This window comes from Bacillus sp. TH25 (assembly GCF_016650935.1).
GTDB classification, from domain to species: domain Bacteria; phylum Bacillota; class Bacilli; order Bacillales; family Bacillaceae_G; genus Bacillus_A; species Bacillus_A mycoides.
The window spans coordinates 95,603-120,240 of the sequence record NZ_JAEKEU010000038.1 but is presented as its reverse complement, the minus strand read 5'-3'; the positions used below and the strand labels follow the sequence as shown (position 1 = coordinate 120,240).

Below are 24,638 nucleotides of genomic sequence, written 5' to 3'. Positions count from 1 at the left end.
TGTCTACCTTAAGGGGATAATATCATTTCGTGTCTTTTTTTATTAGGAATATGTGAATATGACTAATTATTTAGTTTAATCGTTTGTCATACATTAACTGAATTTGTATGCCGTAAGGATCTTCAATAATCCCATATGCTTCACTAAATATATTTTTTTCTAGCGGAGAGAGTATCTTCACGTTCTTATCGGAAATTAAATTATTATAAAATCTTTGTATTTCTTCTAAATTAGCGCTTTGAATGCAAAGTGACATGTTATTTCCAACGTTATAACGTTCATTAGAATTCATTGTATCTTCTGCTATCATTAGCTTTGTATTCCCAATTTGTAAAACAGAGTGAGCAATAAGATCTTTATTTTCACTTGTAATTTTAAAAGAACTATCTCTTTTTGCCAGTTCTTCATACGTAACAATCATTAACTTCTTGGCTTCTAAATTACGTGTATAAAAATTAATTGCCTCCTTTGCTTGCCCATTCATTGAAAGAAAAATAGCTATTTCTAATGTCATAAATTTATAACTCCTTTATTAGTTAATAATTATAATATAGACTAAAAAGGTTTCAATACATGACACCTTTTTGGGAGGGAAATATGAAAAAAACGGAACGAATAAATGATATGCTTATTTTCTTAAATAATAAAAGATATTTTAATTTAAAAGATTTAATGGCTAGATATGATATTTCTAAAAGTACCGCTCTACGAGATATTCAATCATTGGAAGAAATAGGTGTACCAATATATTCTGAACTGGGTAGAAATGGAAGTTATAAAATTATAGAAAATAGTGTGTTATCGCCAATTTATTTTAGTGTGGATGAAATGTATGCGTTATACTTTTCGATTCTTACATTAAATGGATACAAGACAAAACCATTTAATGTAGAAAGTATTGCGCTTGAAAATAAATTTAAACATGTATTACCTGATAATGTGAATAAAAATATTTCAATCATGGAACGAACGCTTTCCTTTGAAGTAACAAATCATAGTAATTTTAGTCCATTCTTAAAAGAAATTTTACAGGGGATTTTTGCTGAGCGAGTTTATCATTTAACATATTTAAAAAAAGATGAGGAAAAAGTATTGGTCGCCCAATTTATTCGAATAGAATCTAAATTTGGCCAGTGGTATGCTAAAATCTTTAATTTTGAGACAAATCATGTTCAAATAATTAGATGTGATAAAATTCTTTCTATTGTGGAAACAAGCAATACTAATCCAAAAAAGCTTGAAGAATTATTAAGTTATCTTACTACTTTTCACAGAAAGCCGGATGCAATTGATTTTCGTGTCATTGTTAATCAAAAAGGAAAAGACATTTTCGATAAAGAGAATTATCCTTCCATGAGGATACAAAAAGAAAATGAAAATTATAGTATAACAGGCTATTTTAACAAGAAAGAATTTGATTTTATTTCAAGTTATTTTCTGAATTTCGGTGAAACGATTATCTCAATTCAGCCTGTTATGCTAAAAGAGTTAATTTATAATAAGGTATTATCTATAAAGCAGCATTTAACTTCGTTAAGATAAAGTTAGTATTAATAATTTTTTTAACACCAAAAAGCCCTTGAGATCTAAATATCCAAAGGGCCTTTTGGTGATTTTATTTGTTCTTTAGAAAAAATTATTTTTCTGGGACGGACAGTCCATAAAAGAACATCGTAACGATATCTTGTATATGTTTTTCACGATCTCCTTCAAGAAGCTGTGCCCCGAAATCATCACCTAATTTAGTGAACATTTGAATGTATAGCAACATCATTTCTTTAGTAAGGTGAGGGTTAATTTCATTTTTTTGCTGTGCTTGTTCTAGTATTTCTAAATACCAAGGCAGGATTTTTTCGTTTTGATAACTATAAATAAACTCTCGGAGCTCTTCATCTCTTTGCATCATTTGTAGCAACATATCAGGTTGGAATAACCCGCCAGTATTCATTTTTCTAATGATCATCTTTTGCATCATCTCATGAAATGGTAATTTTTCTTCTGCAAGTTTTTTATAATATTGAAATTCAGATATTATAAATTCTTGTATAAGCTCCCTAAATAACGCATCTTTACTTCCGAAATGATTATAAATTGTCACTTGAGAAACGTTTGCTTTTTTTGCAATATGTTCTATTTTCACTTCATTAAATCCACGTTCTGAAAATAATGTAAAGGCCGCATCTTTAATGGCACGTTTTTTCTTTTCTTTCACTTTTTCAAAGCCGTTCAATACAATCACCTCATTTAAAATATACAAGAAAAAATAATTCAAGACAATATTTTTGAAATATGGACATATAAATATTTCAAAAAGTTGTTGCGAATATGAAAGATGAGGAGTACAATGATTTTGAAATATCATATGTTAAATATTTCAAAAAATGAGGTGGATTTATGATTTCAGTTCAAAATGTTACAAAACAGTTTTCAAATGGAAAAGGCTTGTTTGATATTACATTTGAAGTGAAAGAAGGAGAAGTTTTTGGCTACTTAGGACCAAATGGTGCTGGGAAATCAACAACGATTCGTAATTTAATGGGATTTATAAAACCGACGGCTGGTAAAGCGACAATTTTCGGATTAGATTGTTGGGAAGATGCTGCGAAAATTCAAAGAGAAGTTGGCTATTTACCAGGAGAAATTTCTTTTATTGAAGGAATGAATGGATTAGAATTTTTAAATTTGATGCAAGGAATGCGTGGGTTAAAGGAAACGAAGAGACGTGATGACTTGATAGAGCGTCTGCAATTCGATGTGAAAACACCAATTCGAAAAATGTCTAAAGGAATGAAACAAAAAGTAGGTATAGTTGCGGCATTTATGCATGATCCAGAAGTGCTAATTTTAGATGAACCGACATCAGGACTCGATCCACTTATGCAGCAAATATTTATAGATTTAATATTAGAAGAAAAGCAAAGAGGGAAAACGATTCTTATGTCGTCGCATATTTTTACTGAAATTGAGAGAACTTGTGACAGAGTAGCGATTATTAAAGATGGTTGCCTTGTAACAGTTGAAAATATTCATGATTTACAAGAAATGAGACGACAGGTGATAGATGTAACAGTATCATCAGAGGAAGAAATCGAGTCTCTTAAACAATGTGATTTGCAATTTGAAGGGGTGAAAGGTAGAGAGGCGTCAATTATTGTGCAAGGAAACTATCAAACTGTTTTACAAATACTTTCAAACTATAATGTAACGGCACTTCAAACGAGAGCGACGGATTTAGAACATTTATTTATGCATTATTACGAGAAGAAAGAAGGGATGAAGCATGAATAAACAACTATTTTTAGCTAGTTTGAAAGAAACTCAAAAAAGTATATTGAGCTATGCTACTGGTGCAGCTCTTTATTTATGGTTATTAATTTGGATATTCCCATCGATGGTTTCAGCGAAAGGGTTAAATGAATTAATAAGTGCCATGCCTGATAGTGTAAAAAAAATCGTTGGAATGGAAAGCCCAATTCAAAATGTAATGGATTTTTTAGCTGGTGAATATTATAGCCTATTGTTTATTATCATTTTAACAATTTTTTGCGTCACGGTTGCAACGCATTTAATTGCTCGTCATGTAGATAAAGGGGCGATGGCATATTTATTAGCAACACCTGTATCAAGAGTGAAAATTGCAATTACACAAGCTGCTGTTCTCATATTGGGACTACTAATTATTGTAATTGTTACTTATGTAGCTGGTATATTAGGTGCAGAATGGTTTTTAAAAGATAATAATTTAAATAAAGAATTATTTTTGAAGATAAATGTAGTCGGGGGGCTAATATTTTTAGTAGTTAGTGCCTATTCATTTTTCTTTTCCTGTATATGTAATGATGAAAGGAAGGCACTTAGCTATTCAGCAAGTTTAACAATCCTATTTTTCGTATTAGATATGGTAGGGAAATTAAGCGATAAGTTAGAGTGGATGGGAAATATATCCTTGTTTACATTGTTTCGTCCGAAAGAAATTGCTGAAGGAACATATAATATATGGCCGGTAACTATAGGTTTAACTGCTGGAGCACTTTGTATCTTCATAGTGGCAATTGTAGTATTTAGGAAGAGGGATTTACCGTTGTAAATTAGAAAGTCCACTGAGAAAGTGGGCTTTTTTTGTTTGTAAATTCGAAGGGATATCTTTTAGAGAAACATTTAAGTAGATAGTCAAAATGGAATGTTTACATTTTTTCTTGTAGAAATATTCAAAAGAATTGAACCCTTTTCTAGGATACTCCGTCTAATATGTGTAAAGTTTAATTAATAGAGGGGCTGAAACAGGAGGACCAATTGTGAAAGTAATTCCTTTATATAAGATGATTGTAAAAGAAGAAACGGATGTTTCTTTAGCAAAAAAGGGTAATCATGAGGCTTTTATGACACTTATACATACAGAAAAAGTAAAGATGTATCGCATTGCGAAGGCGATGTTACGTGATGAGACGAATATAGAGGATGCAATGCAGGCAACAATTTTAAAAGCTTATGAAAATATAAAAAAACTGAAAAAGGAAGAGTTTTTTCAAACGTGGCTCATTAGAATTTTAATAAATGAGTGTAACAATATAATTCGCTCTTATAAAAAAGTAATTGTAATTGAGGATCATGATAGTAATATGGTGGCGTTCGATCGATATGAAGATATTGATCTTTGTAATGCTATTCAGTCTTTAACGGAAGAACTAAGAGCTGTAACCGTACTTTATTATTATGAAGATATGAATCAAGAAAGTATTGCAACGCTTTTAGAAATTCCAAAAGGTACGGTTAAATCAAGATTGTCACGTGCAAGGGAACAATTAGAAGAGCGATTAAAGATGGAGTAGGAGGTGGTTAAAATGGATAAAGAAAAATCATTTGATGAAAAATTAAAAAAGAGAATAGAAAAGGATAATACCGTATTGCCACAGGCACTAAACGAAAAAATTAATGATACACTTCATAATCTTCCTGTAAAAAGAAAGAGTTATAGAGTGCATATGATGTTTATTAGTGCCGCTGTTCTAACGCTATCAATTGTATCTATGTCTGAGTTTTCTATACAGAGCTTTGCACAAAATGGAGGGATGTTTAATTACGTAAAGAAGAATGCATTTTCTGATTATGAGAATGAAGAAGAAATAAAGTCGAACGTCAATTATCCAGATAAGGAGAAGATTCATCAAAAGATGCTTGATTCAATTGATCATTTCCAAAATGTTTCAGGGCAATTCGAAGAATATTCTAGCTCTACAAGAATTGCTACAACATATAAATATGTGATTGATACGGTGAAACAAAGTGGTATTTCATCTAAAGAAGACAAACTATCGAAAAAAAGCACGATTATTTATAACGAGGACGGAAAAAAAGAGTTTAATGATAAGAATAATACGTATAAAGAGACGAGATGGATCCCTAAAAAAAGAAATAATGAACTATTAAAATTAAGCCCTATGGAAAGGTTGTTGAGAAAATCAGGTGAGAAGAAACGGTATGATGACGAATATGTGGGATTCGCTAAGTACAGTATTCAATCAGAATTTGCTGATCTATTAATTCGATATAAAGATTGGAGTTATAAAGAAACGAAGTATCTTGGACTCGATTGCTACAAAATAGAAGGGGTAATAAACATAGAAATGCCTGTAAGTACATCTGAAGATTTGAGTGGGAAATTTGAAATGGTTGTAGAGAAAAATACGGGGATTATGTTGAAGTTCCTTAGTTTCCATGAAGGTATGATTCAATATTCGATTACGACTGAATGGATACAAATAAACAAAGGATTGAAAGAGAATGTATTTCAAAAGGATAGCACTAATTATGAAAAATTGAAAAACATATTAGATGAATAGAAAACGGAGGGAACTATATGGAGAATACCTCTCCTTCAAGAGAAAAGAAAAATAAACGAAAATATAAAAAGACAACGATCATAAGTGTATTGTTAGGAGTATTACTATTTGGCGGAGTTGGGTATGGTGCTTATGTATATATGAAAACTTCTAATCTCGTACAAAAATCTAATTTGAACTTATCGCGTGGTGAAAAATCAAATTTACGTGAGAAAGCTGTAAAGCCAATTACACACAACGTTTCAATGTTAATTATGGGGATTGATGAAAATCAAGAACGGCAAAAGGGCTATAATGGTGCATTTCATACGGATGCATTATTGTTAGCTACGTTTAATAAAGAAGATAAGACAGTGAAATTAACCAGTATACCAAGAGATACTTATACATATGTTCCAATCGAAAAGAAAAAAGATAAAATAACACACGCATATGGAAGTGGTTTCGTTAAAAACGGAAAGGATGGAGGGCCACAAGCTTCTGTTGAGGCAGTAGAAAAGTTGCTGCAAGTACCGGTAGATTATTTTGTGAAATTTAATTTTGGGTCATTTATTAAAATTGTCGATGGGCTCGGTGGTGTTGAGGTAGATGTCCCGGTTGAATTTACTGAACAAAATAGTAAAGATGAACCCGATACGATTCACTTGAAAAAAGGGGTTCAAAAATTAACGGGAGAAGAAGCACTTGCTTTGGCGAGAACTCGTCATATTGATAGTGATGCAATGAGGGGACAGCGCCAACAACTTGTTATTGAGGCGATTTTAAGTAAATTAAAAAATGTAGGGTCTATTACAAAACTGGAGAAAATGGTTGAGGCCGTCGATGGTGATTTTAAAACAAATTTAGCATTGGATGATATTTTATCTTTTTATAAATATGGTTTAGATTGTTCAGTTGAGAAGATGCAACTGAACGGTGATGATTTATATTTACCAAATGGCCCAAATGGACGGCGTGTATATTATTATAATCCTAATAAAAAAGACTTACAAAATTTGAGTAATACACTCAGAACACATCTTGGATTAAGTGAGAAGCAAATTGAGGGAAATTAAAGCGGATGTTATATCTGCTTTTTTTGTTTTTGTAGGAAAAAGTTTTCCGGAATATACATTATTTATTAACGATAATCTACAGTCTGTTTATTAGAAAATATAATTAACACTATTAAATTAGTGTATATGTAACGATAAAAAACGATGTTAAAAAACTATATGGAATTTTTATGAATATTACTGTAAGAAAATAATTTTTTAATAATTTTCAATAATAACACTTTACAAATTTTAAAAAATTAGTAGAATAAGAATTAGTAAGAATCGTCTGATAAATATATAAAGAAAAACAGAATTATCAGAAAATTCTTAAATAGCTATCGTTTAGAATTAGGGAGGGTACAAAAATGAAAAAGAAAAAAATGAAAAAACTAACAGCAGTTGTAGTACCGGTTTTAGCAATGAGCATGGCATTAACAGCATGTTCTACATCAGGCGGAGATAAAAAGACAAGCACAAACTCAAGTGGAGATAGCAAGTCAGAGGGAAAATTAGCGGCAAAACAAGTGTTGAATCGAACAGTAAACCAAGAGATTCCAACGATGGATTCTTCTAAATCAACAGATACAGTATCTTCACAAATGCTAGGGAATACGATGGAAGGATTATATCGTCTTGATAAAGATAATAAGCCTATTCCAGCTGCAGCAGAATCTAGCACGAAAAGTGAAGATGGTAAAAAATATACATTTAAACTGCGTAAAGATGCAAAATGGTCAAATGGAGATCCAGTAACGGCGAAAGATTTCGTATATGCTTGGCAACGTCTATTAGATCCAAAAACAGCTGCTGAGTATGCATTTATCGCATTCCCAATTAAAAATGCAGAAGTGGTTAATAAAGGTGAAAAACCTGTAGCTGAATTAGGAGTGAAAGCGGTAGATGATCTTACGCTTGAAGTTGAATTAGAGCAAGCGGTACCGTACTTCTTAAACTTAGTAGCATTCCCATCGTACTACCCATTAAATGAAAAATTCGTAAAAGAAAAAGGGGAGAAGTTCGGTATAGAGTCTGATACAACAGTTTATAATGGACCGTTCGTTCTTAAAGATTGGAAGCATGAACAAGGATGGCAATTAAAGAAAAATGATCAATATTGGGATAAAAAGACTGTAAAACTTGAAGAAGTTAACTTCAGTGTTGTTAAAGAACCAGCAACTCTTATCAATTTATATGATAGCGGTCAAGTTGACTTTGCTTTATTAACTGGAGAGTTCGTAGATAAATACAGAAATAAGAAAGATGAATTCGGAACATATTCACAAGTGAGTACGTATTTCATTCGTATGAACCAAAAACGTGATGGACAAGATACACCATTAAAGAGTAAAAAGTTACGTGAAGCAATTGCACTATCAGTTGATAAAAAGAATTTAGCAAACGTAATTTTAAATGATGGATCAAAAGAAGCTGACTTCTTAGTACCAAAAGGTTTAGCAACTGGACCAGACGGTAAAGACTTCCAAGAAACGTTTAAAAATGGTTTAAAACCAAATGCTAAAAAAGCTGCTGCAGCTTGGGAAGAAGCGAAAAAAGAGCTAGGTAAAGACCAAGTTACAATTGAATTCTTAAACTATGATACTGGTAATGCGAAAAAAGTTGGAGAATATATTAAGGACCAAATTGAGAAGAACTTAAAAGGTGTAACAGTTAACATTAAACTTCAACCATTTAAGCAGAAACTAAAATTAGAATCTGAGCAACAATATGATATTTCATACGGTGGTTGGAATCCAGATTATGCAGATCCAATGACGTTCTTAGATATGTTTGAGACTGGACATTCTCATAACCAAATGAGCTTCTCTGACCCTAAATATGACGGCATGGTGAAAAAAGCTGGAACGGAATTAATGAGCGATGCGAAGAAACGTTGGGAAGAGTTAGGAAAAGCTGAAAAAACATTACTTGAAGAAGATGTAGCGATTGTACCTTTATACCAACGTGGAGATTCTTATGTTTTACAACCAAATGTAAAAGGTGTAGTAAAACATAATATCAGTCCAGAATTTAGCTTTAAGTGGGCATACGTGACTGAAAAATAATAGAGTTGAAAAAGCATTTCAAAGTAGCTTAGCTACTTTGAAATGCTTTTTTTTAGCTCAGTTAAATAGAAAAGAATAAGGCGTATAGTACGTACATATAGTAGATGGGGGATAAATCATACTAAATTACGAAGATAAAAATCAGAATATTTAAAATAAAACTATTTACAAATATAAAAAAAAGAGTAGAATAATATTAGTTATAATTTTCTGAAAAGTCAATCGTTAGCAAGGGGTCTCTCAAGGGTTGGTATTGTACATATAATTGGGGAGGATACAAAAATGAAGAGAAAAAAGATGAAAAAGTTAACAGCGGTTGTAGTACCAGTTTTAGCAATGAGTGTTGCATTGACAGCGTGCTCTGGATCAGGTGGAGAGAAGAAAACGACTACTACATCTAATAGTGGGGAAGAAAAAAAATCTGATATTAAATATGCAGCGAAGCAAGTATTGAATCGTACGGAAAACCAAGAAATTCCGACGATGGACACTTCTAAATCCACTGATACGTTAGGGGCACAAATTTTAGGGAACACAATGGAAGGGTTATATCGTCTTGATAAAGATAATAAGCCTATTCCAGCTGCTGCAGAATCAAGTACGAAAAGCGAAGATGGTAAAAAATATACGTTTAAACTGCGTAAAGATGCGAAATGGTCAAATGGAGATCCTGTAACAGCGAAAGATTTCGTATATGGATGGCAGCGCTTACTTGATAAAAACACAGCGGCGGAATATGCGTTTATTGCCTACTATATTAAAAATGCAGAAGCGATTAATAAAGGTGAAAAACCTGGAACTGAATTAGGAGCGAAGGCGGTAGATGATTACACGCTAGAAGTAGAATTAGAAAAACCGGTACCGTATTTCTTAAATTTATTAGCATTCCCGTCATACTATCCATTAAATGAAAAGTTTGTAAAAGAAAAAGGAGATAAGTTTGGTTTAGAAGCAGATACAACGGTGTATAACGGGCCATTCGTTATGTCTTCATGGAAACATGAACAAGGATGGCAGTTGAAGAAAAATGATAAATATTGGGATAATAAGACTGTGAAATTAGAAGAAATTAATTATAGTGTAGTAAAAGAAGTTGCTACGAAAGTAAATTTATATGATACAGGATCAATTGATTTCACACTACTATCAGGAGAGTTTGTAGATAAATATAAATCGAATAAAGATGAATACGGTGAGTATGCAGAATCAAGTACATTCTTCTTACGTTTAAATCAAAAGCGTAACGGACAAGATACACCGTTAAAGAGTAAAAAACTTCGTGAAGCAATTGCATTATCAGTTGATAAAAAAGGTTTAGCAAATGTTATTTTAAATAATGGATCAAAAGCAACAGATCAATTGGTTCCAAAAGGGCTTGCGACAGGACCTGACGGTAAAGATTACCAAGACACGTTTAAAAATGGTCTGAAACAAGATACAAAAAAAGCAGCAGCTGCATGGGAAGAAGCGAAAAAGGAACTTGGAAAAGATCAAGTTACAATTGAATTACTAAGCTATGATGATGGAACTGCGAAAAAGATTGCTGATTATGTTAAAGATCAAATTGAGAAAAATTTAAAAGGTGTAACGATTAATACGAAAATTCAGCCGTTCAAACAAAAATTAAAATTAGAAACAGCACAAGACTATGAAATTTCTTATGCAGGTTGGAGTCCGGACTATGCGGATCCAATGACATTTATTGATATGTTTGAATCGAAGAGCCCATATAACCAAATGAGTTATTCAAACCCGAAATACGATGAAATGGTACAAAAAGCAGGTAATGAATTACTGTCTGATCCGAAGAAACGTTGGGAAGCGTTAGGGAAAGCAGAAAAATTATTCCTTGAAGAAGATGCTGGATTAGTACCTTTATATCAAACAGGAAGATCATATGTAATGAAACCAAATGTAAAAGGAATTGTGAAACACAACATCAGTCCAGAATATAGCTTTAAGTGGGCGTATGTAACTGAGGATGGCGGAAAGAAATAACATGAAAGCATTTCAAAAGTGGCTAATATGCTTTTGAAATGCTTTTTTTGTATGCATAGGAGAATAAGGATCATGGAATTTTTGAGAAATGTTGAGGTTGCTTTTAATATTCTACTGTAGGATGGTAGAAGGAATTCAATAATTGGATAGATGAATGATAGTTAGAGATTTCATTTTTATAAGAAAAATATAGAACTTAGCAATAGAGAAGAATAAGAGGGGATATGTTTACATATAGTAGACGGGGGATAATTCATATAGTAGTAATAGTAAAATAGCAAGTTATTATCATAAAAAAATAAATATTTAGAAAATTTACAAAAATACTTTACAAAACTGAAAAAAATAGTAGAATATTAATTAATAAGAATTTTCTGATAACAAAAGTTAGTAGAGAATCTCTAACTGTTAATATCGTACATATAATTGGGGAGGGTACAAAAAAAATGAAGAGAAAAAAGATGACAAAATTAACAGCGGTTGTAGCACCAGTTCTAGCAATGAGTATGGCATTAACAGCTTGCTCTGGATCAGGGGATAAAGATAAGGCAAGCACAACGCCGAAAAGTGGCGAAAAAGAAGGCGGGAAATTAGCTGCAAAGCAAGTAATGAATCGTACAGAAACGAATGAAATTCCGACGATGGATACTTCGAAAAATACAGATACGTTAGGTTCTCAAATTTTAGGAAACACGATGGAAGGGTTATATCGTCTAGATAAAGATAATAAGCCAATTCCAGCTGCGGCAGAATCTAGTACGACAAGCGAGGGTGGCAAAAAATATACATTCAAATTACGGAAAGATGCAAAATGGTCAAACGGTGATCCTGTAACAGCGAAAGATTTCGTATTTGCATGGCAACGTCTAGTAGATCCAAAAACAGCTGCTGAGTATGCATTTATTGCATATTATCTTAAAAATGCTGAGGCAATAAATCAAGGGAAAGCAGAAGTTTCTACATTAGGTGTAAAAGCGGTAGATGATTATACACTTGAAGTTGAACTAGAAAGACCAGTACCGTATTTCTTGAATTTAATGGCATTCGCGTCTTACTATCCATTAAATGAAAAATTCGTAAAAGAAAAAGGAGATAAATACGGTTTAGAGTCTGATACGACAGTTTATAATGGACCGTTTGTGCTTACCGATTGGAAACATGAGCAAGGATGGAAATTAAAGAAAAATGATCAGTATTGGGATAAAAAGACAGTGAAGCTGGATGAAATTAATTATAGTGTAGTAAAAGAAGGGGCTACTAGAGTAAATTTATATGATACAGGTGCAATTGATTTCGCACTTTTATCAGGTGAATTTGTTGATAAGTATAGAAACAATAAAGAGGAGTTTGGAGCATATTCAGAAACAAGCACGTTTTACTTACGTTTAAATCAAAAACGAGGTGGGCAAGATACACCGTTAAAGAGCAAAAAATTACGTGAAGCAATTGCATCATCAATTGACAAGAAAGGTTTAACGAATGTAATTCTAAATGACGGTTCAAAACCAGTGGATTACTTAGTACCAAAAGGTTTAGCAAGTGGTCCAGACGGTAAAGATTTTGCAGAAACATTTAAGAATGGTTTAAACCAAGACTCGAAAAAGGCAGCAGCAGCTTGGGAAGAAGCGAAAAAAGAACTTGGAAAAGATCAAGTGACAATAGAGCTATTAAATTATGATACTGGTAATGCGAAAAAAGTTGGGGAGTATGTAAAAGATCAAATTGAAAAGAATTTAAAAGGTGTAACAGTAAATATTAAACTTCAGCCATTTAAGCAAAAACTAAAATTAGAATCAGAACAAGATTATGATTTCTCATATGGCGGCTGGAATCCAGATTATGCGGATCCAATGACATATCTTGATATGTTTGAAACGAAAAATTCGCAGAACCAGATGAGCTATTCAAATTCAAAATATGATGACATTATTAATAAAAGTAAGACGGAATGGATGGCTGATGCAAAAAAACGTTGGACAGAGTTAGGGAAAGCAGAAAAATTGTTACTTGAAGAAGATGTAGCGCTCGTACCTTTATATCAAAGTGGTAGATCATATGTTATGAAACCAAATGTAAAGGGAATTGTGAAACATAATATTAGTCCGGAATATAGTTTCAAATGGGCGTATGTAGAAGAGAAATAATAAAAGAAAAAAGCATTTTCAAGTTGCGGTATTATAGCACTTGAAAATGCTTTTTTTTCTGTGCACTATTTTTTTATGGATGAATATATGTATTATAGAAAACTCAAAGGAGAATCTCATGAAACGAAACACATACATCGATTTTCTAGCTTACTACGGAATAGGGAGTGCTCATCCTGGTGGTTTTACGTTAACAAAACAATTATTATCTCAATTGCCACTTAAAAGTGGAGCTAGTGTCCTTGAGTTAGGTTGCGGCACGGGGAAAACAGCGGCGTATATGACAAAAGAATTGGGTTATAAAGTGACAGCGGTTGAAAAGAATGAAATTATGATTCAAAAAGCGAAAGATAGATGGTCGTATGAAGGGTTAAATATTCAATTGATTCAAGGGAATGTAGAACAATTACCTTGTTTACATGATTCATTTGAACTAGTGCTTGGGGAATCTATACTAGCTTTTACAAATAAAGAAAAGGTTATCTCGGAGTGTTATCGTGTATTGCAGAAGGATGGAAAGCTTGTTGTCATTGAAATGATTACCGAAAAACATATTGAGAAGAAAGAGGAGGAAAAGATTGGACAGTTATACGGTATGAAAGAAGTATTAACTGAGAATGAGTGGATTCATTTATTTAAAGCAGCAAATTTTAAAAGAATTACAATTGCGGGTGGCGGAACTATTGCAGAAACAGTTGCAGGACATATGGAAGAGCCAGAGTGGAATGTATCACCGTTTATTCCAGAAGAATTGTATGAAGCGTGGGTGCAACACGAACAAGTACTGCTTATGTATCAACATATTTTAGGACATCGCATTTTTATATGTGAAAAATAGAAAAAAGAGTTGGCTAAAGATAGTCAACTCTTTACTATGTTAGATGAAAAATAATGCAGCCAAAGTAATTCCGAAAATAAAACCAAATCCGAGTTCAAAGCCCCAGCCGCCACCAAATCCACAACCGCCGCAACCACGACGGCCACATCCGCAGCCACCGAATCCACCACCGAATCCACCACTGAATCCACCATCGAATCCACCACCACATCCAAATCCACAGTTATCACATCTGCTAAGACCGCCGCAAATATCACATCCGCCGTTTGAATATGCGCCATGGTATCCAAATCCTGTATCAAAAGATGAACGCTGCTGTACTGGCTCAATCCAAACAGAATCATTTGTCACGTCTATTATTTTTCCTAAATGGATATGACCATCACGATCTTCAATTCGAACAACTTTTCCGAAATAACGTTGGCATGTATTATAACATTTTTGTCTATGCATGTTCTTTCCTCCTTCCCCCATTACAGTAATACGATATGTAAGGGGGACAAGTGCGGCTTGTACGAATGACCTATCTATCATAATTGTTATAGGAAAGGGGAAATATACGAACAGGATACATAATGAGGAGGAAAGGAAATGAAATCTACAGACCAATTTCAGACGTATGAAGTTCCTTGGGAAGAATTTATAGAAGCATTGCGGGGGGAAATAAAGAAACAAGTAGGAGCAGATATTATTGATACGGTCGTATGTAATTTAAAAGATGGTTTTGAAGTGTATACATATGTGCAGGGTGATTTGGATTTCGAGTATACAGAAGCTCTTGAACGAAAATATGGGAGTGATGCGAAAATACCTAATTTGTTAACAGTTATGCTGGTAGCTAGCATTTATAATACGGGTGAAGAGAATATACGTTTACATGCAGATAATAAAGATAATCCAATTGTTGAGGTATATGTGAAGCAATGAAACACGCTGTGAAAGGCGTGTTTTTTATTTATATGATAAAATGTTAGAAAATTAAGAAAGAAGGTGAGTGAATTGAAAATTAATCATCTTAATTTAACAGTTACAGATGTAACAGCTGCTAGAGAATTTTTAGAAAAGTATTTTGGTTTAACTTGTGGTGGAACAACGGGAAATGGCTTCGCAGTTATGCGTGATAATGATGGGTTTATATTAACCTTAATGAAGGGAAAAGAAGTTCATTATCCAAAAACATTTCATGTAGGATTTCCACAAAAAAATGAAGAACAAGTTAATAAAATTAATCAAAGATTGAAGAAAGACGGATTTTCAGTCGAACCGCCTAAACATGCACATGCGTATACATTTTATGTTGAAGCACCTGGAGGATATACAATTGAAGTGATGTGCTAATTAATAATCAAACTTTTTGTTAAGAGTTTTCATTTTTAAAAGTAGGAAAAGTCTGTTTTGAGGATGGAGCTTAAACAGGCTTTTTTACCTATATAATTGGATAGAAAATGCTAGAAGGAATATTACCAAGTTATATATCTATTTACATAATAAAGTTATGGTGCGTTCGTTGTCCTAAAATACAAGTCATATATCTTGTTTCCCCTCATAAATTTAAACATAGGAATTTGTCTACAAAGGTGGCGAAGCCTCATCATGAAAATTCGAATTTGTGCCACGTTCATGTTGTTTCTATTTATATGTTTACCTTTTTCAGTTTTTGCAAAAGGAGAGGAGGCAAAGGAAAGGGTCGTTTCACTTGTATATGATGATTCGGGCAGCATGAGAAATAACGATCGCTGGAAGTATGCCAATTACGCCTTGCAAAGTTTAGTTGCGCTATTAGATGAGAAAGATAAATTTTCTTACGTTCCAATGAGTAAGCCAAATGATCCGTTAAACATTTCGTTAACAAAGGATCAAAGGCAAACAGAAATTAATGGAATCGGCGCGTGGAAAACATATTTAAATACTCCATTTAGCGCAGTAGAAACGGCGATGCAATCTATAAAGAAGGAAGCAGATATAGATGGGAAACGTGAATTTTGGCTTATTGTATTAACTGACGGGGCATTTAATGATTTGGAGAAAGATAAGGTTGGCGGAAAAGAACAAATTACACAGAAGTTAGCACAGTTTAAGAAAGAAATGGATTCTAAAAAGATCTCTTTGCACCCAGTCTTAATCACGATGGAAGAGGATTTAGGGCAGCAAGAAAAAGAGCAGTTAAATACGTTTAAAGAAATTTGGAAAAAAGAAATGAATGGAGTTGTCATGCCGTCTAGCGGTGAGGATGGTATTGTACAAAGTGTGAATCAAGTAGCAGCATTAGTTGCAAATCGTGATCCATTTTCTTCTGTTGAATCGATTGTCAAAACGAAAATAGTAGGGAAAAAAGTAGAGATTACAACACCGTTTCCATTAAAGCGTATGACGCTTGTACGACAATCACCTTCTTTGTCTAATTATAAAGTTATGCAACTTTCCAAACCGTTACAATTGCAGTCTTCTTTTTCCATACATGCACCAGGAGAAGCTAAATTATTCGGAAATATAGTGCATGTAAGTACAGCGAATCAGGAAGTGATTAAGCCAGGGACATATACGATAGAAGTCGATCAGGACATTGAGAAAGAGGGATTACAAGTACTTGTTGAACCAGCGCTTAACTATACTGTTTCTACGTATGACAAAGATGATAAAGATAGAAAAAATGTTGAGAAAATGTATGAAGGTGTGACAGCTGTTATTGAAGCGAAACCTACTGAATTACCAATTCAAACTTCTTATTTCGAAGCAGAAGTAGAAATAGACGGAAAGCAGTATCCGATGAAGTGGGATGATAAAAGACATGTGTTTTATTACGAGACAAAGGTTGGTAAAGAGTTAGTACGCGGGAAAGTCCATATGAATATAAAGGGATTTTATAGACAGACGAAAGAATTCAAGATTGAACCAGCTGAAAAACCAAAATTAACACTTCAAGCTGTTACGAAAGATTATGAAGAAAAGGTAACAAATTTAGAAAATAGTAAACCATTTATTTTACAGCCACAGTTAAATGGTAAACCGATGACAGAAGAGGCTGTAAAGAAACTATTAAAATCTACTGGTGTCACATCGAATCAATCGATCAACTATGAATTAAAACAGCATGGTAGTCAAGTTTATGTTTATCCTCGACCTTATTACTCCGACACATTCAATTTTACAGATACCGGCACCGTAGAGGCTACCATCACGATCAATGATTCAAAATTACAAGAAGTAAAGGAAAAGATTGTACTGCACATTGAAAATGCGCCGTTTTTTGAGAAGTATGCGCTCGTTTTTAAATTTGTAATTCCTATCACTTTATTACTTTTAATAGTAGGAATTATTATTTTAGGATGGATTGTTCGTCCGAGATTTCATCGGAAAGCATTACTATATTACGAATGGGATCAAGAAGTAGCGAAAGATTGGCTTTATCAATCTGAACCAGAGTTACTTAAAAATAAATGGTGGAAGCACTATTTTGGCATTCCATTCCGAGCAGAAAGAAAGACTGTGCAATCTGTAACATTAATAGCGAAAAAAGGATCGAAATCTATATTTGTAGCGAAAGAATCGCAAGTAGTTGGGATGATTATTGATGGAATGTTTATTACAGAGGAAGAAGTGGGAATGGAGCATAAGACGTTGTATCCAAATGAACTTTTAGTAATTGATAGAGGATATGGTAAGGAGATTTACCGGTACGAATGTGAATAGTAGATAGGGTGTAAGAGGGGCGGAGGAGGCCCGGCTCTCTTTATTCTTCTTTTCAAACAAGCAAGAATAGGAAGGTGGTTCACATGACATTACAAGTTCCAACAATTTTAATTGGCTTAGGTGGAATCGGTAGTACTGTCACACATCAAATATATGAAAGATTATCTGAGGAGCGTCGTAAAAAGGTAGCGATGCATGTATTTGATACAGATGTGAATACATTGAGTAAATTTGATCATATTCGGAAGTTTAAGACGCAAACGAGCTCGAGTAAAACACCGAGAGAGTATATTGCGGGAGATCCAACGATTCCAGAGTGGTTCCCGATGGACCCGACTATACTTGATAAACCGTTAACGGAAGGAGCGGGACAGTTACGTGTCATTTCTCGTTTAGCGCTACGTGCTGCGATGAAAGAAGATAAACTCACATCGTTTTGGCAAGAAATCGAGAAGATTTTTCCAGTTACAAGTGATCAGACGGAATATGGTGTACGTGTCATTATTGTAACATCACTAGCTGGCGGAACAGGCTCAGGGATGTTTTTACAAATCGCATTATATTTGCGTGAAATGCTTCGGAAAAAATTGCAGCATCACAACATTTTAATTCGCGGTGCGTTTTTAATGCCCGATGTTTTAGTTAAGACGAGAACGGTTAGTGCGAAAGAGTTTGAAACTGTGCAAGCGAATGGTTATGCATCATTAAAAGAGTTGCACGCTATTACGCTCGGGTCGACTGGTGAATTATCAAAACGAGGCGGCGTAACGATTGAATTAGAATATCGTCCTGATCAAGTGGATGAAGATGGAAGAACAAATCATACGATAAAGCAGCATCATTTACCGTACAATTATTGTTTCTTATATGATTATGAAAATTTACATGGGCACCATTTGCACAATTTATCGGATTATATGGAGCAAATGGCAAATACGATTTATTTACAGTTATTCAGTCCAATGTCTGCAAATCATTTTGCGCAAGAAGATAATCAAATTCAGCAATTGGCAGAATCGAGTGGGAAAGGGAGATATTGCGGAGCAGGAACAGCGAAGCTCATTTATCCGTATGAGCACGTTTTGAAATACTGTGCTTTAAAATGGGCGGTGCAAGGTTTAGATGAATCTTGGCTTCATTTAGATCAACTGTTTCAAGAGAAGAAGCAAAGATATGATCAAGATGTAAAGCGCGGTATGCAGCGTGAAAAGCCAGAGCGCGGGAAAAGTTATTTAGAAGATTTAGAGCATCTTGCTACTCGTCCAGAGCAGGCCCATATTTTTTATAGACAAATGTTCAATGAGACGCGCGAAGGGGCAGAGGGCGGTAAGGTTGGTGTTGCGAAGTCTAAGTTGTTTTTAGAGGCTGTCGAAAGCTATGTACACCGTACAGTGCAAAAAGATGAAGAATTAAACCGCCTGCAGCATGAGTGTAAAATATCGGCTGCGAAACTGAAAATGATGGAACAAATGAAAGGTGAAGTAGCGAGAGTTGATCATGCGGTTCGTTTATATGCTTATGCGATTCCGAGCCGTGTACATGAGCATGTGACTACACTTTTATATGACATGGTCGAATCAGACCGCTTTATACCGAGTGGATCAGAAGGACAGTCTTATCAATTAAATACATGGTTTTTAAAGAAAACGGATCCGGTTCATCCTGTCGCAGCACGTTTTATGCTGTATGAAATTCGTAAGCAGTTAGTAGAGAAGATGAATCGACTGCATGAAAATAATGAACAAAAGCGTAATTTAATTCAAAACTACGATAAGAAATTTAATGTGAGTAATATTGATGGAACGGTAACGGCTGTTCGCCGCGTTGAAATTGCTCAGCAACAAGGCTGGGTCGGGAAAATGTTTTATAATCAGCAACGTTTGTTCAAAAAAGAATTTGAAGATATCGTAACGCAATATGTCCACAAATTAAGTGAGTATCGTAAAGAAATGTTATTAGAACTCGTGTATCAATCGCTATACCAAGCAGTTGATAAAATGATCCAATATTGGGAAAGATTCTTTGATAATTTACACGAAACACGTGAAAATTTATTGTTTGAAATCCAAAAGCGAAGCAAGGAATTTGAGGGGAAAACGAACCCGACGAATGTATACGTATTAGCTGAAGAGAAATTGCAAGAAAAGATTTGGCAAGATATGCAGCAACATTTAAATTTAGGTGTATTACCGAAAGATATATCGTCCGAAATTTATATGAGCTTGTACGGGGAATATTGTCGTGATGCGAAAGCCGAAGAAATTCAGTCGAAAAAGGTGGAAGACTTCTATCGTGAACATATATTGAGTTATTGTTATGACGAACTTCAAGTGCGCTATCGTGACAAACTAGAGCTTAATATCGTTGAAGCATTGCGAAAAGAAGCAGATTTCAAGAAACGTGATCGTGATGAATACGTTCGTGAAAAAATTGAAGATCTTTTCCATTTAGCAAGTCCGTTCGTTCCGAAAGTTTCTCATCATAGAGAATTACAATATTGGGGTGTACATCCATCTTTAAAACAAGAATTGCAAGAAGAGTTATTGCAAGAAATGTTTAAAGAAAAAGATACGGTAAACGAGGCGTTTTCACCATTTGAAGTGATTTGTTATCGTGCTCATTACGGATTATCGCTACAAGATTTTCCTAAGCTTTCATCTGGGCATATTGCAAATGGCTTTATGAACGATAAAGGTGACTACTTTCAATCGTATTATCGCCGCGTGAACAAATTAAATAGTAAAAAATCTAGTTTGACGCCGCATTTAGATAAGTATTGGCACTTACCAGCCTTTATGCCAGACTTGAATGCAACGCAAACGAAGTTAGATTACGACAAATGTAATCGTGCTCTTCTATACGCGTATATGTATCGCTGGATTAGCTTAGTTGCTGTTGATGGACAATTCGTGTATCAATATAATGGTGTTGGCCGTAGCTTTTTAATTCAGTCGATGGGGAAAAATATTTCAAGCGAAAGTTATAAGTTGCACAGAGCATTGCTTCATAATCCGTTTATTTATGAAAACATCTTGTCCCGGTTTGAAGAAGAACAAGAAAAGGCAATGATACAAGGTGGGCATTTATATACACATGCATTTGTATTAGGGGCTCAAGATATTAGATGGCTTCGTAAAGAGCATGTCCATAATATTTTAGATATGATTTTAATGTATGATCGTGAAGCAAAATATGACCCGACGTTAGAAGAAACATCTGACGATTTGTTAAGGCTATTCCTTGATGAAATTGAGTTGTATTTCCAAAACTATTACGGAACAGGTGCAGATATGGTTGCAAAGAAAGAGAAAGAGATGTTTATGAAACAATTGTGGGATCGTTCGTATGCGAAAGGGTATGTGGATCCAAATAGTGCGCCTTATAAAAAATGGCAAAATGTATTACATGTTCCCGATGAAGAAGAAGTGCCAAAAACGAATGTATAATGAGTGAAAAGGGAATCCTTAAGAATGGCAATACAACTTTAGAAATGAGGGGTTCCGATGCCGTTTTTAGGAAGTGTATATCAAATATTTGGATTATATCCAGAAATTTATTATGGAATGATTTCAGCAGAGCTGCAAGAAGAAGCTCGAAAGGAACATATCGATAATAGTAGTACAGAAATTGAAGCGGAAGAATAAAGCGCAGATGAACATCTGCGCTTTTTTATTGTCCTAAGTGAAAATACTGTTTGTAATTTGTAGGGAAGTTAATCGGTCTAACAAGATGAATAGTTATTTCTATATAACGAATCGACTGGTTTTATTGTGTTTGCATACGGGGATTACATTGAATTCAATGTATAAAAATGAATTTTGAAATAATGAAAAGTGTATTAAAATGGGAATTGATAGTGTTTATTAGTGGTATCGTATATTTTGGAATGCTATTTTGTTTATAATTATTCAATTCGGGTGAATTAATTATATTGTTGACAATATAATTAATCGTGTGATAAATTCAATCAATCTTCTAAAAATATGCCTGTTAATAAGCGTATTTTCAGGAGATTGATTTTTCTGATTTTTAGGCGTGTAATTTGTGGGGTTTATATAGGGAGTGGAAGTAAAGCATGAATATTATTAATGTGTAATAGCAACAGTAATAAAGATTGTAATGAGTAAGGGATAATTTTGAAAAAGAGGTTTCTACGAATGAGTTTATTTATAAAGAAAGCAATGAATGAAGAAAAGAAAAAAGTGTTACAGCAAACTTTAGGAGCAATTGATTTAACGCTTTTAGGAATTGGAGCAATTATTGGTACAGGCATTTTCGTATTAACAGGTATTGTAGCAGCGAAACATGCTGGTCCAGCAATTGTATTATCTTTCATGTTAGCTGCAATTGTATGTGCTTGTGTAGCCTTTTGTTATGCTGAATTTGCATCTACAGTCCCGGTCTCAGGAAGTGTGTATTCGTATACGTATATGACATTAGGTGAGATTTTTGCTTTTATAGTTGGCTGGTGTGTTATGTTAGAGTACTTATTAGCTACTTCTGCGGTGGCGGCGGGATGGTCAGCCTATTTTCAGTCATTGCTACTAGGGTTTAATATTCATATTCCGGCAATCGTTGCTTCTGCACCAGGGATGGGGAAAGGCGGGATTATCGACTTGCCAGCGGTTATTATTATTTTAGTTGTTACATTTTTACTAAGTCGTGGTGTGAAAGAAAGTGCACGTATAAATAATATAATGGTTATTATTAAACTGGCTGTTATTTTAGTATTTATTATTGTAGGAGCAAACTATGTAAAGCCAGAGAATTGGCAGCCGTTTCTTCCTTTTGGATACCATGGTGTTATTGGAGGAGCTGCTACTGTATTTTTTGCCTTTTTAGGTTTCGATGCAGTTGCAACAGCAGCAGAGGAAGTGAAACGCCCACAACGTAACGTCCCAATTGGGTTGCTTGTCTCTTTATGTATTTGTACAATTCTTTATGTCGGTGTTTCATTCGTGTTAACTGGAATGGTTCCGTTTACGAATCTAAATGTAGCTGATCCAGTTGCATATGCACTGCGTATTGTAGGAGAGGATAGAATTGCTGGCCTCTTATCAGTTGGAGCAATAGCGGGATTAACGACAGTGCTGTTAGTTGCAATGTTCGCATTTGTTCGAGTATCATACTCGATGAGCCGAGATGGATTGCTACCAAAAAGATTTTCAAGTGTTCATAAACGTTATCAAACACCATTTGTTAATACATGGATTACGGGAATTCTTGCAGCTTTATTAGCAGGTTTATTGGACTTGAATTTGTTGGCAAATTTAGTGAATGTGGGAACGATAACAGCGTTTATATTTGTATCTATTGCTGTCATTGTATTAAGGAAGACACATCCTAATTTGAAAAGACCGTTTCGTGCTCCGTTAGTTCCATTCTTACCTATACTTGCGATAGTAAGTTGTTTATATTTAGCATTAAATCTTTCTAAAGTCACTTTAATCAGTTTTGCAATTTGGGTTATTGTAGGTATTTTTATCTATTTTATATATGCGAAAAAACATAGTAATATTAGAAATAGAGTGTAAGGTATTACAATTATGGTTATAGGTTAAAAAATTTTATTTTTTACCTATAGCCATTTTTATTTGTGCGCACCTTATTTTCGTGTTAACATAAAGCGAATTTTTTAAGGGAGAGAAAGAGATGAAATGGATTTATTTTATTATTATCAACGTTATAGCATTTAGTATGATGGGGCTTGATAAGCGAAAAGCAAGGAAAAAGCAGTGGAGAACGCCAGAAAGTACGTTGTTTTTATCAGCTGCAGCTGGAGGAGCGGTTGGAGCTTGGATTGGTATGTATATGTTTCATCATAAGACACATAAAAGTAAATTTATCTTCGGTATTCCAATGCTCGTTATTATAACAGTGGGAGTGTTTTTATACATATAACGGATTTGCAAGAGGAATGTCGAAAGAAATGCAGATTGAATATTGGTAAAGTAAGTATGTGAGACCTTATAATGAAGAAAAAAAGAGAAGAGGAGAACAGGGAAGATGGGGAGTCAAACAGCAGAGCAAAAGCAGGGGATTATATATGCGGCGGGTGCGTATACGATGTGGGGAGTCCTTCCGATTTATTGGAAATGGGTGGAGGAAGTACCGGCGGATGAAATATTAGCACACCGCATCGTTTGGGCATTTGTTTTTATGTTGTTAGTTTTAGGAGTAACGAAGAGGTTTCGTCAGTTTGGTGGAGAGTTAGTGGCCCTTTTTAAACGACCTAAATTATTAATGTCATTAACAATTGCTTCGGTACTTATTAGTGGAAACTGGTTTGTATACATATGGGCCGTAAATCATAACCATGTAATCGAAGCAAGTCTTGGGTATTATATTAATCCACTTATAAGTATTTTACTTGGTACAGTTGTTTTAAAAGAGAAGCTTAATTTTTGGCAATATGTTGCGGTTGGTTTAGCTGGATTGGGCGTTGTTATTTTAACGATACGTTTCGGATCAATTCCATGGGTTTCTCTTTCACTTGCTTTTTCATTTGGATTATATGGATTAACGAAAAAATTATTAAATTATGATGCAACAATTGGGCTTACGATGGAAACGATGTTAGTGACGCCATTTGCACTTATATATTTGTTTATGACAGGAGTTCATGGCTTTGGTTCGTTCGGTTCTATTTCGGCAATATCAACGTTTCTTTTAATAGGGGCAGGTATTGTTACAGCGTTACCACTCTTTTATTTTGCTAAAGGAGCACAACTTATTCCGCTCTATATGATAGGATTTTTACAATATATCGCGCCGACTATTAGTTTAATTTTAGGTGTGTTCGTTTTTGGTGAACATTTCACATCTACTCATATGATTGCGTTTTTCTGTATATGGATTGCTTTATTTGTCTTTTCAATGGCGAAAACAAAGTTTCTACTACAGAAGCAACCAAAATTTATTAAAAATAAATCAGCAAAAGTATCATAATGCGTAGTATTTTCTACGCATTTTTCTTTATACTTATATTATATAGAAATTCCATTATAGTCAGTGAGGAGCTGAAAAAC

Annotated in this window: 21 protein-coding genes; 18 read left to right on the top strand and 3 right to left on the bottom strand. The window is 34.1% G+C overall.

Going from position 1 to position 24,638, the window contains the following annotated elements:
- Positions 1-70: 70 nt before the first annotated feature.
- Positions 71-514 carry a VOC family protein gene (locus JFT89_RS23150; protein WP_016096366.1) on the bottom strand — a complete coding sequence of 148 codons (444 nt, stop codon included), beginning with the start codon at positions 512-514 and terminating at the stop codon, positions 71-73.
- A gap of 59 nt (positions 515-573) precedes the next feature.
- On the opposite strand from JFT89_RS23150, the gene JFT89_RS23145 reads away from it, so the two are divergent.
- Complete coding sequence (locus tag JFT89_RS23145; protein ID WP_201040714.1) at positions 574-1,542, top strand: helix-turn-helix transcriptional regulator; 969 nt, start codon at positions 574-576, stop codon at positions 1,540-1,542.
- A gap of 94 nt (positions 1,543-1,636) precedes the next feature.
- Here JFT89_RS23145 and JFT89_RS23140 read toward each other — a convergent pair whose 3' ends face one another.
- Complete coding sequence (locus tag JFT89_RS23140; RefSeq protein WP_229178900.1) at positions 1,637-2,239, bottom strand: TetR/AcrR family transcriptional regulator; 603 nt, start codon at positions 2,237-2,239, stop codon at positions 1,637-1,639.
- A gap of 155 nt (positions 2,240-2,394) precedes the next feature.
- On the opposite strand from JFT89_RS23140, the gene JFT89_RS23135 reads away from it, so the two are divergent.
- The 9 genes from JFT89_RS23135 to JFT89_RS23095 all read left to right on the top strand — a co-directional run bounded on the left by JFT89_RS23135 (position 2,395) and on the right by JFT89_RS23095 (position 13,920).
- Entirely contained in the window at positions 2,395-3,288 is an 894-nt protein-coding gene (locus JFT89_RS23135; protein ID WP_002066442.1) for an ABC transporter ATP-binding protein, read from the top strand.
- Positions 3,281-4,087 carry an ABC transporter permease subunit gene (locus JFT89_RS23130; RefSeq protein WP_016096369.1) on the top strand — a complete coding sequence of 269 codons (807 nt, stop codon included), beginning with the start codon at positions 3,281-3,283 and terminating at the stop codon, positions 4,085-4,087. Before JFT89_RS23135 ends, JFT89_RS23130 begins: the two co-directional genes overlap by 8 nt.
- 208 nt (positions 4,088-4,295) lie before the next feature.
- Positions 4,296-4,829, top strand: a complete 534-nt coding sequence (locus tag JFT89_RS23125; RefSeq protein ID WP_000864747.1) for an RNA polymerase sigma factor — start codon at positions 4,296-4,298, stop codon at positions 4,827-4,829.
- Between the two features lie 12 nt (positions 4,830-4,841).
- A complete protein-coding gene (locus JFT89_RS23120; protein WP_016096370.1) occupies positions 4,842-5,840 on the top strand; it encodes a hypothetical protein in 999 nt (332 codons plus the stop codon).
- A gap of 17 nt (positions 5,841-5,857) precedes the next feature.
- Positions 5,858-6,895 carry an LCP family protein gene (locus JFT89_RS23115; RefSeq protein WP_016096371.1) on the top strand — a complete coding sequence of 346 codons (1,038 nt, stop codon included), beginning with the start codon at positions 5,858-5,860 and terminating at the stop codon, positions 6,893-6,895.
- A gap of 347 nt (positions 6,896-7,242) precedes the next feature.
- Complete coding sequence (locus JFT89_RS23110; RefSeq protein WP_002066447.1) at positions 7,243-8,940, top strand: peptide ABC transporter substrate-binding protein; 1,698 nt, start codon at positions 7,243-7,245, stop codon at positions 8,938-8,940.
- A gap of 282 nt (positions 8,941-9,222) precedes the next feature.
- On the top strand, positions 9,223-10,938 hold the full coding sequence (locus JFT89_RS23105; protein ID WP_002066448.1) for a peptide ABC transporter substrate-binding protein: 1,716 nt from the start codon (positions 9,223-9,225) through the stop codon (positions 10,936-10,938).
- A 446-nt stretch (positions 10,939-11,384) separates the two neighbouring features.
- Positions 11,385-13,082: a peptide ABC transporter substrate-binding protein gene (locus JFT89_RS23100; protein WP_201040712.1), complete on the top strand. Its 1,698-nt coding sequence runs from the start codon at positions 11,385-11,387 to the stop codon at positions 13,080-13,082.
- 118 nt (positions 13,083-13,200) lie between these two features.
- Positions 13,201-13,920, top strand: coding sequence for a class I SAM-dependent methyltransferase (locus JFT89_RS23095; protein WP_078181169.1), 720 nt, complete (start codon positions 13,201-13,203; stop codon positions 13,918-13,920).
- A 39-nt stretch (positions 13,921-13,959) separates the two neighbouring features.
- On the opposite strand, the gene JFT89_RS23090 is transcribed toward JFT89_RS23095, so the two are convergent.
- Positions 13,960-14,373 (bottom strand): hypothetical protein, encoded by a 414-nt coding sequence (locus JFT89_RS23090; protein ID WP_201040710.1) that lies wholly within the window; start codon positions 14,371-14,373, stop codon positions 13,960-13,962.
- Between the two features lie 138 nt (positions 14,374-14,511).
- Here JFT89_RS23090 and JFT89_RS23085 point away from each other — a divergent pair, with 138 nt between their 5' ends.
- The 8 genes from JFT89_RS23085 to rarD all read left to right on the top strand — a co-directional run bounded on the left by JFT89_RS23085 (position 14,512) and on the right by rarD (position 24,558).
- Positions 14,512-14,847 carry a hypothetical protein gene (locus tag JFT89_RS23085; protein WP_002066455.1) on the top strand — a complete coding sequence of 112 codons (336 nt, stop codon included), beginning with the start codon at positions 14,512-14,514 and terminating at the stop codon, positions 14,845-14,847.
- Positions 14,848-14,919: 72 nt separating this feature from the next.
- Complete coding sequence (locus JFT89_RS23080; RefSeq protein WP_002185202.1) at positions 14,920-15,258, top strand: VOC family protein; 339 nt, start codon at positions 14,920-14,922, stop codon at positions 15,256-15,258.
- 255 nt (positions 15,259-15,513) lie between these two features.
- Positions 15,514-17,610, top strand: coding sequence for a vWA domain-containing protein (locus JFT89_RS23075; RefSeq protein WP_201040708.1), 2,097 nt, complete (start codon positions 15,514-15,516; stop codon positions 17,608-17,610).
- A gap of 83 nt (positions 17,611-17,693) precedes the next feature.
- Positions 17,694-21,056 (top strand): tubulin-like doman-containing protein, encoded by a 3,363-nt coding sequence (locus tag JFT89_RS23070; RefSeq protein WP_002066459.1) that lies wholly within the window; start codon positions 17,694-17,696, stop codon positions 21,054-21,056.
- 57 nt (positions 21,057-21,113) lie between these two features.
- The gene (locus JFT89_RS23065) at positions 21,114-21,254 is read left to right on the top strand and encodes a hypothetical protein (RefSeq protein WP_002066460.1); all 141 of its coding nucleotides are present in this window, start codon (positions 21,114-21,116) and stop codon (positions 21,252-21,254) included.
- A gap of 513 nt (positions 21,255-21,767) precedes the next feature.
- Positions 21,768-23,144, top strand: coding sequence for a branched-chain amino acid transporter BcaP (gene bcaP / locus JFT89_RS23060; protein WP_016096375.1), 1,377 nt, complete (start codon positions 21,768-21,770; stop codon positions 23,142-23,144).
- Positions 23,145-23,262: 118 nt separating this feature from the next.
- A complete protein-coding gene (locus JFT89_RS23055; protein WP_002066463.1) occupies positions 23,263-23,511 on the top strand; it encodes a DUF1294 domain-containing protein in 249 nt (82 codons plus the stop codon).
- A gap of 105 nt (positions 23,512-23,616) precedes the next feature.
- On the top strand, positions 23,617-24,558 hold the full coding sequence (gene rarD / locus JFT89_RS23050; RefSeq protein WP_002014350.1) for an EamA family transporter RarD: 942 nt from the start codon (positions 23,617-23,619) through the stop codon (positions 24,556-24,558).
- Positions 24,559-24,638 lie beyond the last annotated feature (80 nt).